General features: G+C 67.6%; 10 protein-coding genes. 6 read left to right on the top strand and 4 right to left on the bottom strand.

The genetic code is table 11. The features are described from left to right. Positions 1–147 precede the first annotated feature (147 nt). From ACX40P_RS01835 to sucC, 3 genes are all read right to left on the bottom strand, one after another. On the bottom strand, positions 148–1,077 hold the full coding sequence (locus ACX40P_RS01835; RefSeq protein ID WP_459124587.1) for an electron transfer flavoprotein subunit alpha/FixB family protein: 930 nt from the start codon (positions 1,075–1,077) through the stop codon (positions 148–150). A gap of 90 nt (positions 1,078–1,167) precedes the next feature. Further along, entirely contained in the window at positions 1,168–1,917 is a 750-nt protein-coding gene (locus ACX40P_RS01830; RefSeq protein WP_459124586.1) for an electron transfer flavoprotein subunit beta/FixA family protein, read from the bottom strand. Positions 1,918–2,086: 169 nt separating this feature from the next. After that, complete coding sequence (sucC, locus tag ACX40P_RS01825) at positions 2,087–3,286, bottom strand: ADP-forming succinate--CoA ligase subunit beta (RefSeq protein WP_459124585.1); 1,200 nt, start codon at positions 3,284–3,286, stop codon at positions 2,087–2,089. 123 nt (positions 3,287–3,409) lie between these two features. Between sucC and ACX40P_RS01820 the strand changes: the two genes are divergently transcribed. From ACX40P_RS01820 to ACX40P_RS01795, 6 genes are all read left to right on the top strand, one after another. Further along, a complete protein-coding gene (locus ACX40P_RS01820; protein ID WP_459124584.1) occupies positions 3,410–3,922 on the top strand; it encodes a sterol desaturase family protein in 513 nt (170 codons plus the stop codon). Then, positions 3,919–4,311 carry a hypothetical protein gene (locus ACX40P_RS01815; RefSeq protein WP_459124583.1) on the top strand — a complete coding sequence of 131 codons (393 nt, stop codon included), beginning with the start codon at positions 3,919–3,921 and terminating at the stop codon, positions 4,309–4,311. Before ACX40P_RS01820 ends, ACX40P_RS01815 begins: the two co-directional genes overlap by 4 nt. Then, a complete protein-coding gene (locus tag ACX40P_RS01810) occupies positions 4,308–5,066 on the top strand; it encodes a sulfite exporter TauE/SafE family protein (RefSeq protein WP_459124582.1) in 759 nt (252 codons plus the stop codon). Before ACX40P_RS01815 ends, ACX40P_RS01810 begins: the two co-directional genes overlap by 4 nt. 198 nt (positions 5,067–5,264) lie before the next feature. Further along, positions 5,265–6,338, top strand: a complete 1,074-nt coding sequence (locus ACX40P_RS01805; protein ID WP_459125208.1) for a serine hydrolase — start codon at positions 5,265–5,267, stop codon at positions 6,336–6,338. A 191-nt stretch (positions 6,339–6,529) separates the two neighbouring features. Further along, positions 6,530–9,295, top strand: a complete 2,766-nt coding sequence (gene polA / locus ACX40P_RS01800) for a DNA polymerase I (RefSeq protein WP_459124581.1) — start codon at positions 6,530–6,532, stop codon at positions 9,293–9,295. Positions 9,296–9,455: 160 nt separating this feature from the next. After that, complete coding sequence (locus ACX40P_RS01795) at positions 9,456–10,973, top strand: lipopolysaccharide biosynthesis protein (protein WP_459124580.1); 1,518 nt, start codon at positions 9,456–9,458, stop codon at positions 10,971–10,973. Between the two features lie 93 nt (positions 10,974–11,066). On the opposite strand, the gene purH is transcribed toward ACX40P_RS01795, so the two are convergent. After that, the gene (purH, locus tag ACX40P_RS01790; RefSeq protein ID WP_459124579.1) at positions 11,067–12,608 is read right to left on the bottom strand and encodes a bifunctional phosphoribosylaminoimidazolecarboxamide formyltransferase/IMP cyclohydrolase; all 1,542 of its coding nucleotides are present in this window, start codon (positions 12,606–12,608) and stop codon (positions 11,067–11,069) included. Between the last annotated feature and the right edge of the window lie 13 nt (positions 12,609–12,621).

The following is a 12,621-nucleotide window of genomic DNA, read 5'->3' as shown; positions in this document are numbered from 1 at the left end:
TTCGACTTCGGGTCGGGTGAACGGGGGGCGCTCCACCGCGGTCGCGACGCGGGAGTAAATCCCGCGTCGTCGGTCGGCGCCATGGCGCCGCCGGCCGCGCTTGCTGTTGCCGCGCGCAGCTTTCGCTGCGGCGGCATCGGCATTCGCCTACAGCTTCTCGGTCAACTCCGGGACGATCTTGAACAGGTCGCCCACCAGGCCGACGTCGGCGACCTGGAAGATCGGCGCGTCCTCGTCCTTGTTGATGGCGATGATGACCTTCGAGTCCTTCATGCCGGCCAGATGCTGGATCGCACCGGAGATGCCGACCGCGATATAGACTTCCGGGGCGACGATCTTGCCGGTCTGGCCGACCTGATAGTCGTTGGGGACATAGCCCGCATCGACCGCCGCGCGGCTGGCGCCGACGGCGGCGCCGAGCTTGTCGGCCAGCGGCTCGATCAGCTGGGCGAAGTTTTCACCATTCTGCAGCGCGCGGCCGCCCGACACGATGATCTTGGCGCTGGTCAGCTCCGGGCGTTCCAGCTTGGCGATCTCGGCATTGGTGAAGGTCGAGACACCCGCGTCGGTTGCGCCCGACACCGCCTCGATCGTGCCCGAACCACCCTCGGTCGCAGCCTTGTCGAACGCGGTGCCGCGCACGGTCAGCACCTTCTTCGCGTCCTTCGTCTGCACGGTCGCGATCGCATTGCCGGCGTAGATCGGTCGCGTGAACGTGTCCGGCCCTTCGACCGACAGGATATCGCTGATCTGCATCACGTCGAGCAGCGCGGCGACGCGCGGCGCGATGTTCTTGCCGTTCGATGTGGCCGGCGCGACGAAGGCATCGTGATCGGCCATCAGCGTCGCGATGAGCGGCGCGACATTCTCGGCCAGCGCATGCGCCAGCGATGCGTCGTCGGCGACATGGACCTTGCCCACGCCGACGATCTTCGCGGCTTCCTGCGCGACCGCATCGACGCCCTGTCCGGCGATGATCAGATGGACTTCACCCAGCTGCGACGCAGCAGTGACGGTGGCGAGCGTTGCATCCTTGACGGTGGTGCCGTCGTGTTCGACCCAAACCAGAGTCTTCATCGGTTAGACCTTTCCGGAACCGGTTCGCCCTGAGCGACATCGAAGGGCATGGCATCCACGTGCTTCGACTTCGCCCAGCACGAACGGTGATTAGTTGACCACGCCCAGCGTCTTCAGCTTCGACACCAGCTCGTCGACATCGGCGACCTTGACGCCCGCCTGTCGCTTCGACGGCTCCTCGACCTTCAGCGTCGTCAGCCGCGGCGAGACGTCGATGCCGTAGTCGGCGACGGTCTTCTGCGCCAACGGCTTCGACTTCGCCTTCATGATGTTGGGCAGCGAGGCATAGCGCGGTTCGTTCAGGCGCAGGTCGGTGGTGACGATCGCGGGAATCGACAGCGTGTCGGTCTCCGCACCGCCGTCGACCTCACGCGTCACCGCGACCTTGCCGTCGGCGACCTCGACCTTGCTGGCGAAGGTGCCCTGCCCCCAGCCGGTGAGGGCTGCGAGCATCTGGCCGGTCTGGTTGTTGTCGTCGTCGATGGCCTGCTTGCCAAGGATGACCAGGCCGGGCTGTTCTTCGTCGCACACCGCCTTCAGCAGCTTGGCGACGCCGAGCGGCTCGACCTTCTCGTCCGACTGGATCAGGATCGCGCGGTCGGCGCCCATCGCAAGTGCAGTGCGCAGCGTCTCCTGCGCCTTGGCCTCGCCGATCGAGACGGCGACGATCTCCGTCGCGACGCCCTTCTCCTTCAGGCGAATCGCTTCCTCGACCGCGATCTCGTCGAACGGGTTCATCGACATCTTGACGTTGGCGAGATCGACGCCCGACCCGTCCGCCTTCACCCGCGGCTTCACGTTGTAGTCAAGCACGCGCTTGACGGACACCAGCACCTTCATCGCGGCTCCTTGCTGCGACCTTTGCGCGGTCGCGTCGGCTGTTCCCTAGGCGGCTTTTCCGGGCTTTCGCAAGTCCGGTACGGAATCCGCCCGCTGCCGTAGCGTCTGAACGAACGAGGGCCCGGGCGTTTCCACCCGGGCCCCAGCGAATCGTCCTTCGAGCGAAAGGTCAGGCGACCTTCTGCACCTCGGCGACGATCTTGCGGGCGGCGTCGCCCAGGTCGTTGGCGGGAACGATGGCGAGGCCGGAGTTGGACAGGATTTCCTTGCCCTTCTCGACATTGGTACCCTCCAGCCGGACGACCAGCGGCACCGACAGGTTCACTTCCTTGGCGGCAGCGACGATGCCGTCGGCGATGATGTCGCAGCGCATGATGCCGCCGAAGATGTTGACCAGGATGCCCTTCACGTTCGGATCCTGCAGGATGATCTTGAACGCCGCGGTCACCTTCTCCTTGTTGGCGCCGCCGCCGACGTCGAGGAAGTTGGCCGGGAACATGCCGTTCAGCTTGATGATGTCCATCGTCGCCATGGCGAGGCCGGCGCCGTTGACCATGCAGCCGATGTCGCCGTCGAGCTTGATATAGGCGAGGTCGTACTTCGACGCCTCCAGCTCGGCAGGATCCTCCTCGGTCTCGTCGCGCAGTTCGGCGAGATCCTTGTGGCGGAACATGGCGTTGCCATCGAAGCCGACCTTGGCGTCGAGGACCATCAGCTTCCCGTCGTCGGTGACGGCGAGCGGGTTGATCTCGATCTGCTCGGCATCGGTGCCGATGAAGGCGTCGTACAGCTTCGACGCGGTGTTCGCGGCCTGCTTGGCGAGGTCACCGGTCAGCTCCAGCGCGGCGGCGACGGCGCGGCCGTGGTGCGGCATGAAGCCGGTCGCGGTGTCGATGTCGATCGAGTGGATCTTCTCGGGCGTGTCGTGCGCCACCGTCTCGATGTCCATGCCGCCCTCGGTCGAGGCGACCATCGAGACGCGGCCCGTCGCGCGGTTGACGAGCAGGGCGAGGTAGAATTCCTTGGCGATGTCGACGCCGTCGGTCACGTACAGGCGGTTGACCTGCTTGCCCGCATCGCCCGTCTGGATGGTGACGAGCGTGTTGCCGAGCATGTCGGTCGCCGCCGCGCGAACCTCGTCCTCCGTCTTCGCGAGGCGGACGCCGCCCTTCGCGTCGGGGCCAAGTTCCTTGAACTTGCCCTTGCCGCGGCCGCCGGCGTGGATCTGCGCCTTCACGACATAGAGCGGCCCGGGCAGCTTCTTCGAAGCCTCGACCGCTTCCTCGACGCTCAGCGCGGCGAAGCCCGCGGGCACGGGAACGCCGAACTTCGCCAGCAATTCCTTCGCCTGATATTCATGGATGTTCATGGGGCGGCCTCGCCTTATATTAGGGTCCGAACGATTATCGGCCCTTTCGCACAGGCAGGCGGGTGAATCCACCCCGCAATTTGGGGCCGAGCCACCTTATTGAGAATGCGTCGCGATATAGATATGTCCATCCTTCACGGCATCCTGCTCTTCGTCGCGACGGTGATCTTCATGGAGGGGTTCGCCTATGTCATGCACCGCTGGGTCATGCACGGCCCCGGCTGGTTCCTGCACGCCAGCCACCACCGCGAACGCCACGGCAATTGGGAGTGGAACGACCTGTATGCGGTGATCTTCGCGGTGCCGTCGATCGTGCTGCTGCTGGGCGGGGTGCAGCTCGGCTGGTGGCCGGGCTTTGCGTGGATCGGCGCGGGGATCGCGGCGTACGGCGCGATCTATTTCGGCTTTCATGACGTCATCGTCCACCGCCGCCTGCCGACGCGATACCTGCCCAAGTCACGCTACATGAAGCGGATCGTGCAGGCGCATCGGCTGCACCACGCGGTCGAAACGAAGCGCGGGACGGTCAGCTTCGGCTTCCTGTGGGCGCCGAAGCCCGAAGACCTGAAGGCAGAGCTGAACCGCCGTCGCAACGCCGGTGTGCGTGCGCCGCGCGGGCGGGAACCGGCGGAATGAGGGTGGTCGACTGGATCGCGCGGACGGCGATGCTGGTACTGGCGAGCCTCGCCACGCTGGCGCTGATCGGATCGCTGGCGAGCGTGTCCGACTCCGCGCTAGGCGATGCGGTGCCGGGTGTCGTTAGCCGGCCCGATGTTGGCGAGGCCGAGAGCGGCGCCACCGCCCTACCGACGCCAGCATCCGACGTGCAGCCCGATGCTCCGCCAGAGGGCGCCGCGACGGAGATGCGTCGCGCGTCACCCGCCCCCGCCGCTCCTACCGACGACATTGCCCGCTGGCTGAAGGCGCTGACCTACGCCGTCATCGCGCTTGCCGCCTTCGCCGCGGCGGGCGTGGTCGCGCTGGTGCGGATCGCCGGACATCTCGACCGCGCGACGCTGCGTTGAGCGATCTCGCTGCGCTCGGCCCCGGTTTCTGGGCGGTGGCGATCCTTGCCGTGACGATGCTGGGCCTCGCCAAGGGCGGGTTCGCGGGCATGGGATCGCTGTCGCTGCCGCTGATCGCGCTGACCATATCGCCGGTCCGCGCGGCGGCGATCGTGCTGCCGATCCTGATCGTGCAGGATGTCGTCGGCGTCTGGGCGTTCCGCCGCGACTGGGACGGTCGCGTGCTCGGCTGGATGCTGCCGGGCGCGGTCGTCGGCATTGCGCTCGGCTATGTCTATGCCGCCAGCGTCTCGGTCGACCTGGTGCTGGGCGCGGTGGGCGGTATCTCGCTGCTGTTCGGCGCGTACCGCCTGTGGGTGGCGCGGCGCGGGCTGCCCGATGCGGGCGGATCGCCCGGCTGGGTCGGCACATTGTTCGGTGTGGCATCCGGCTTCACCAGCCAGATCGCGCACGCGGGCCAGCCACCGTTCCAGCTATGGGTGCTGCCCCGCCGGCTGGAGCGCGACGTGCTGGTCGGCACCACCGCGATCTTCTTCGCGGTGGTCAACTGGGTGAAGGTGCCCGCCTATATCGCGCTCGGCCAGTTCACGCCGGCCAATCTGACCGTCGCCGCCGCGCTGATGCCGGTCGCGATCCTGTCGACGATCGCGGGGGTCTGGTCGGTGCGCCGCATCGCGCCCGATCGCTTCTATACGACGATCTATGTGCTGATGATGCTGGTCGGCGCGAAGCTGTTGTGGGACGCGGCGACCTGACGCACGCCCGGAATAGCGGAGCCGTTCCTTTCCCGTTCACCTTTCCGGCGCGAGGATGAGTCGTTTCGTCGCAAGGGCTTGGGGCAAACGCTTGCCCCGCCGCCGGCGACGGGCAAGGCTTGGTTCCGGGGAAAGGGCGTTTCGACCACAGTGGCATTTCTGGCGAGTTTCACACGACTGGAGCGGGCGGCGACGCTGATGGGGCTGGCCCCCGTCGCGCTGATGGGGGCGGGCGTGCATGCGATCGACCCCGGTCAGGAGCGTCTGCCCGCGCCGACCTATCGCTCGTTCCTGCCCGTGCCCGACGCCGCGGCGCGCTCCCCCGCCCCGCAGGCGCTGCGCGGCGGGATCAAGGCGCTGCGCGACGGGTTCGACGGCCTCGCCGGCATATCGGTGCGCAGCGTCGACGACGGCTGGGTGATCGACAGCGTCGATGCCGATCGCCGCATGCCGCAGCAGAGCGTGTCGAAGCTGTGGGTCGCGCTGACCGTGCTCGACAAGATCGATGCGGGCAAGCTGTCGCTCGATACGCCGGTCGTCATCCGGCGCGAGGATCTGACGCTGTTCCATCAGCCGGTCGCGACGCTGGTGGCGAAGGACGGCGTCTACAACACGACCGTCCGCGACCTGCTCAACCGCGCGATGACGCAGAGCGACAATACCGCCAACGACAGCCTGCTGCGCACGGTCGGCGGGCCGGCGGCGGTGCGCGCGTTCATCGCCAAGAACAATCTCGGCGCGATCCGCTTCGGCCCCGGCGAACGACTGCTGCAGTCGAAGACCGCCGGGCTGACGTGGCGGCAGGATATGTCGATGGGTCGCTCCTTCGAGGCGGCGCGCGCCAAGCTGCCCGCCGAAGTGCGCCAGACCGCGTACCAGAGCTATATCTCCGACCCGCCCGACGGCGCCGCGCCGGCGGCGATCGCGGGTGCGCTCGTGAAGCTGAAGCGCGGACTGCTGCTCTCGCCCGCCTCCACCGCCTATCTCATCAGGACGATGGAAAGCTCCAAGACCGGCAAATACCGCATGCGCGGCGCGGTGCCGCCGGGGTGGAGCTTCGGCCACAAGACCGGGACCGGCCAGGACCTGCTCGGCCGCACCGCCGGCTACAACGACGTCGGCCTGCTGATCGCGCCCGACGGCCGCAGCTATGCCATCGCCGTCATGATCGGCGACACCCGCCGCCCGATCCAGCAACGCCAGCTGCTGATGCAGGGCGTGGTGGCGCAGGTGGTGGCGAACCACCAGGGGCAGGGGTTCGCGGATCGGTAGTTGGGGCGGGATTGTACCCGCCTTCCAAACAGACCTGCTCGCCCACCCCTCATACCCGTTCGTGCTGAGCGCAGTCGAAGCACCTGCGCGTCCCAGGGCCTTCGACTACGCTCAGGGCGAACGGAGGGGGTGGAGCGCTGCCTATACCTAAGCATTTGAGGCCACCCCCCGCCCCTGCTATCCGCTAGCCCATGCCCCACCTCTACCTCGTCGACGGCTCCGGCTATATCTTTCGCGCCTATCACCGCCTGCCGCCGCTGACGAACAAGCACGGCGAGCCGGTGGGCGCGGTCTATGGTTATACGACGATGCTGTGGAAGCTCGTGAACGAGCTGCACGCCGCCGACGGGCCGACCCATATGGCCGTGGTGCTCGACAAGTCGTCGCAGTCGTTCCGCAACCAGCTCTACGACCAGTACAAGGCGCATCGGCCGCCGCCGCCCGAGGATCTGGTCCCGCAGTTCCCGATGATCCGCGACGCCACGCGCGCCTTCTCGCTGCCGTGCATCGACGAGGAAGGGTGGGAGGCGGACGACCTGATCGCCAGCTATGCGAAGGCGGCGCTGGCGCAGGGGTGGCAGGTGACGATCGTCAGTTCCGACAAGGATCTGATGCAGCTGGTCGAGGACGGCAGCCTCGACATGCTGGACACGATGAACAACCGTCGCATCGGCGAGGCCGAGGTGCGCGAGAAGTTCGATGTCGGGCCGAAGAAGGTTGGCGAGGTGCTGGCGCTGATGGGCGACAGCGTCGACAACGTCCCCGGCGTCCCCGGCGTCGGCCCGAAGACCGCGGCCAAGCTCATCAACGAGCATGGCGATGTCGAGGCGGTGCTGGCCGCCGCCGAGACGATGAAGAAGGGCAAGCTGCGCGACAACCTGATCGAATTCGCCGAAAGCGCACGGATCAGCCGCAAGCTGGTCGAGCTGGCGTGCGATGTGCCGCTGCCGGACCCGCTCGAATCGATGGCGCTGAACGGCATTCCCGACGCGCCGCTGCGCGCGTTCCTGGAGCATCATGGCTTCAAGACGCTGATGGGCAAGCTGGGGCAGGTCGCCGACGCGCCGGTCGAGACGCCCGACATGCCGGGCATGCCCGACCACGACGTCGATCCGCCGTGCGATCACGATGCGTACGAGACCGTGGTGGACGAGGCGGCGCTGGACCGGTGGATCACCGTCGCGCGGCATCAGGGCTGGGTGGCGATCGATACCGAGACGACCGGGCTGGACGCGACGCGCGCCGAGCTGGTCGGCGTGTCGATGGCGCTGCATCCCAACCTCGCCTGCTACGTGCCCCTCGGCCACGGCGGCAGCGACATGTTCGCGGAAAAGCCGGTCCAGCTCGACCGCGACGTCGCGATCGCGAAGCTGAAGACGCTGTTCGAGGACCCGAGCGTGCTCAAGATCGGGCACAACCTGAAGTATGACATGATCGTGCTGGGGCGTCTCGGGGTCGCCGTTGCCCCCTATGACGACACGATCCTGATGAGCTTCGACCTCGACGCCGGGTTGCATGGCCACAGCATGGACGAGCTGGCGGCGACGCATCTTTCGCACAGCTGCATCGCGTACAAGGACGTGACCGGCAGCGGCAAGAAGGCGATCGGCTTCCACGAAGTCGATTTGAAGGCCGCCACCCGCTACGCCGCCGAGGATGCCGACGTGACGCTGCGCCTGTGGCGGCGGTTGAAGCCGCGTCTCGCGTTCGAAGGTAGCACGCGCGTCTACGAGATGGTCGACCGCCCGCTGCCCGCGGTGATCGCCGGCATGGAGATGGCGGGCGTGAAGGTCGACGCCGACATCCTCGCCAAATTGTCCGCCGATTTCACCACGCAGATCGCCGCGCTGGAGGAACAGGTGCATGCCATCGCGGGCTTCAAGTTCACGATCGGCAGCCCCAAGCAGCTGGGCGACGTGCTGTTCGACAAGATGGGGATCAAGGGCGGGCGCAAGGGCAAGTCCGGCGTTTACTCGACCGACGTCAACGAGCTGGAGCGGATCGCCGCCGACAAGGACTCGCCGGGCCGCGAGATGGTGGTGAAGGTGCTGGAATGGCGCCAGCTGTCGAAGCTGAAATCGACCTACACCGACGCGCTACAGGCGCAGATCAACCCGGCGACCGGCCGCGTCCACACCAGCTACAGCCTGACCGGCGCACAGACCGGGCGCCTGTCGTCGACCGATCCCAATCTGCAGAACATCCCGATCCGGACCGAGGTCGGGCGGCAGATCCGCGACGCCTTCGTCGCCGAACCGGGCAACGTCATCCTGGCGGCCGACTATTCGCAGATCGAGCTGCGCCTCGCCGCGCATATCGCCGACGTGCCGCAGCTGCGCGAGGCATTCGAACGCGGCGACGACATCCACACCATGACCGCGCAGGAGCTGTTCGGCGAGGTCAACCGCGACACGCGCGGGCGGGCGAAGACGATCAACTTCGCCATCCTCTACGGCATCTCGCGCTGGGGCCTCGCCGGGCGACTCGACGTGAGCGCGGACGAGGCGCAGGCGATGATCGACCGCTATTTCGACCGCTTCCCCGGCATCAACGCCTACATCATGGCGACGACCGAATTCGTCCGCGACCGAGGCTATACCGAGACGCTGTTCGGCCGAAAGACTCACTTCCCGCGCATCCGCTCGAAGATCCAGCACGAACGCCAGGGCGCCGAGCGCGCCGCGGTCAACGCGCCGATCCAGGGCACGTCCGCCGACATCATCAAGCGCGCGATGGCGCGGATGGGCCCGGCGCTCGCCCATGCCGGCCTGCCCAACGTCCGCATGCTGATGCAGGTGCACGACGAACTCGTGTTCGAACTGCCCGAAGGCGATGTCGAGGCAGCGACGACGGTGATCCGCCGCGTGATGGAGACGGCGGCCGAACCCGCGGTGACGCTGACCGTGCCGCTGGGTGTCGAGATCGGCACCGGCAAGAGCTGGGGCGCGGCGCATTGAGCGTCATGCGCGCACCCCTCCCCGTTCGTCCTGAGCTTGTCGAAGGACCGTTCTTCGAGCCGCAGGCGCTGCGTTCAAGGCACGAAGAACGGTGCTTCGACAAGCTCAGCACGAACGGGGGTGGGGACGGTCCGCACACCCTCGTCAGGTGCATACACCCGTGACCGAATCGCATCAGGACATCGCCGCCCTCGCCAAGGGCGGGCGCACCAACATCTTCGGCTTCCTGCTGCGCCTGCTCGCGCGGCTGCCCTTCCTGTTCATCGCCGGGCGGCTGTACGGGCCGGAGATCGTCGGCCGGTTCGCGCTGGCGGTGGTGGTGGTGGAGTTCGCGGCACTGGTCGCGACGCTGGGGCTGAAACGCGGGCTGGCGCAGGCGCTGACCTCGACCGACCGGCCGCATGTCCATGTCGTCTGGGATGCGATGGCGGTCGCCTTCGTCGCATCGCTGCTGGCGAGCGCGGTGCTGTTCGTGTTCCCGCAGGCGATGTTCCCGAACAGCGGGGTGCACGGCCACGAATGGCTGTTGCCCTGCATCGTCTTCGCCATCGCCTGGTCCGACGTCAGCCTGGCCGCGCTCGCCTATCGCCTGAACGTCAAGGCGACGGTGACGGCGCGCGCGGTGGTGGAGCCGTGGACGATCAGCATCGCCGCCTGGGCGCTCTATTACGTGTCTGCGCGCGACGGGCTGATCCTCGCCTATGTCCTGTCGATGGCGGCGGCGCTCACCGCGTCGCTGATCCCGTTCGTGCGCAGCTACGGCCTGCCACGCGGGTGGAAGCCGCAGATCCGGCCGCTGTTCGCGCTGGCACGCCAGAACGCGCCGCTCGCCGGAGCCGATACGCTGGAATGGGCGACGCGCAACGTCGACCGGTTCATCCTGGGCGTCATGTTCTCGCCCGCGATCGTCGGCATCTATTACATGGCGCAGCAGGTCGCATCGCTGCCGCAGAAGCTGAAGACCAGTTTCGACCCGGTGCTGGGGCCGGTCATCACGCAGAGCCTGAAGGACAACGACCGCGCCGCCGTCGCGCATCAGGTCGCGCAGGTCGCGTTCTGGATCGTCGCGGCGCAATTGGGTCTCGCGCTGATCGGTTCGATTCCGGGCGAGGCGGTGATGGGCGTAGTCGGCCCGCAGTTCGTCGCGGGCACCGCCGCGCTGTCGTTCCTGCTGATCGCCGAGGTACTGGCATCACCGGGCGCGGTCAGCGAGTCGGCGCTGGTCTATGTCGCGCGGCATCGCAACCTGATGATCTCGGTCGGCGTGCTGCTGTTCCAGATCGCGCTCAGCTTCGGACTGATCCTGCTGATCCGGCGGGGTGGCTGGCCGGTCAATTATCAGGCGGCCGGGGTGGCGATCGCGCTGATGATCGCGCTGTTGTGCGGGTCGCTCGCCAAGACATGGCTGGCGGCTCGGCTGCTTGGCGCGAGCGTCAACCCCTTGCGCTGGCCGATTGTCTGGGCGGCACTGGCGGCGATGGTGGTCGGGTCGGCGTTCGTCGCGCTGCCCAAGCGCTACGAATGGGCCGAGCTGCTGATCGGCGTGCCGACGATCCTCGCCACCTACCTGTTCGTGCTGTGGAAATGGGCGTTCCGCGACGAGGACCGCACCCTGTTCCGCAAGATGCCGAAGGCGGAGGATGCGGTGCCGGGCGAGGGTGTGCTGGAGCGGGGGTAAGCCGCCCGGTGCTCCCGCGCAGGCGGGAGCCCAGAGCCACGAACGCTCCCGCCTGTAACACTGGGCTCCCGCCTTCGCGGGAGCACGGTAGCGTCAATGCCGGAAGTGCCGCATCCCCGTGAAGATCATCGCTAGCCCCGCCGCATCGGCGGCGGCGATCACCTCGTCGTCGCGGATCGAGCCGCCCGGCTGGATCACCGCCGTGGCGCCCGCCTCCACCGCCGCCAGCAGGCCGTCGGCGAACGGGAAAAACGCATCCGACGCCACCGCCGACCCGATCGTGCGCGGCGCGTCCCAGCCCGCCTTGTCGGCGGCATCCTTCGCCTTCCACGCGGCGATGCGCGCGGATTCTAGGCGGTTCATCTGCCCCGCGCCGACGCCGGCGGTCGCGCCGTCCTTCGCATAGACGATGGCGTTTGACTTTACATGCTTGGCAACCGTCCACGCGAAGCGGCAGTCGGCCAGTTCCGCCGCCGTCGGCTGGCGCTTCGTCACCACGCGCAGCATGTCGTCGGTCAGCTGCCCGTTGTCGCGCGACTGGACGAGCACACCGCCGATGATCGGCTTGGTCAGCTCGCCCTCGCGCGCCGGATCGGGCAGGCTGCCGGTCAGCAACAGGCGCAGGTTCTTCTTCGCCGCGAAGATGGCGAGCGCTTCCTCGTCGGCGTCGGGCGCGACCACCACCTCGGTGAAGATGCCGGTGATCGCGCGCGCGGTCGCGCCGTCGATCGCGCGGTTGAGCGCGATGATGCCGCCGAACGCCGACACGGTGTCGCAGGCGAAGGCGGCGTCATAGGCCTCCGCCAGCGTGGCCGCGGTCGCAACGCCGCAGGGGTTGGCGTGCTTGACGATGACGACGGTCGGATCGGCATCGCGGAACTCCGCGATCAGCTCCAGAGCCGCATCGGCGTCGTTGTAGTTGTTGTAGCTCAGCGCCTTGCCCTGCACCTGCTTCGCCTGCGGCAGGCCGCGCGCGCCGTCGGCCGAGGGGATGACACGCGCGTTCTGATGCGGGTTCTCGCCGTAGCGCAGCTCGACCGCGTCCGACGTCGCGACACCCTCGTCCGCGACGAACCACTCAGCGATCATCGTGTCGTAGGTGCTGGTCGCCGCGAACGCCTTGCGTGCGAAGGTGCGGCGCTGGGCGAGCGTCGTGCTGCCGCCCGCAACCAGCGGATAGTCGGCCGGATCGGTGACGATCGCGACGCTCGCATGGTTTTTCGCCGCCGATCGCACCATGCTCGGGCCGCCGATATCGATGTTCTCGATGATGTCCTCGCGGCTCGCGCCGCGCGCAACCGTCGCGGCGAAGGGATAAAGGTTCACCACCACCAGGTCGATCATGCCGATGCCATGCGCGTCCGCCGCCGCCATGTGCTCTGGCGTATCGCGGCGCGCGAGCAGGCCGCCGTGGACGGTCGGGTGCAACGTCTTCACGCGCCCGTCCATCATCTCGGGGAAACCGGTCAGGTCGGACACGTCGCGCACGTCCAAACCCGCATCGCGCAGCGCCTTCGCCGTGCCGCCGGTCGACACCAGCTCGACGCCCTTCGCAGCCAACGCCTGCGCCAGTTCGACGACGCCGGTCTTGTCCGACACCGACAGCAGCGCACGGACGATCTTCACCTGATCCACTTGGACATCCCTC

Source organism: Sphingomonas sp. RS2018 (assembly GCF_054489605.1).
Note: the sequence above shows the minus strand (reverse complement) of the source record. Positions and strands in the feature narration are given on the sequence as shown.

What these genes read in the sequence shown, in the direction of transcription:
- sucC (WP_459124585.1), bottom strand. Translation starts at nt 3,286, where the DNA reads ATGAACATCCATGAATATCAGGCGAAGGAATTGCTGGCGAAGTTCGGC.
- ACX40P_RS01835 (WP_459124587.1), bottom strand. Translation starts at nt 1,077, where the DNA reads ATGAAGACTCTGGTTTGGGTCGAACACGACGGCACCACCGTCAAGGAT.
- ACX40P_RS01830 (WP_459124586.1), bottom strand. Translation starts at nt 1,917, where the DNA reads ATGAAGGTGCTGGTGTCCGTCAAGCGCGTGCTTGACTACAACGTGAAG.
- ACX40P_RS01820 (WP_459124584.1), top strand. Translation starts at nt 3,410, where the DNA reads ATGTCCATCCTTCACGGCATCCTGCTCTTCGTCGCGACGGTGATCTTC.
- ACX40P_RS01815 (WP_459124583.1), top strand. Translation starts at nt 3,919, where the DNA reads ATGAGGGTGGTCGACTGGATCGCGCGGACGGCGATGCTGGTACTGGCG.
- ACX40P_RS01805 (WP_459125208.1), top strand. Translation starts at nt 5,265, where the DNA reads ATGGGGCTGGCCCCCGTCGCGCTGATGGGGGCGGGCGTGCATGCGATC.
- polA (WP_459124581.1), top strand. Translation starts at nt 6,530, where the DNA reads ATGCCCCACCTCTACCTCGTCGACGGCTCCGGCTATATCTTTCGCGCC.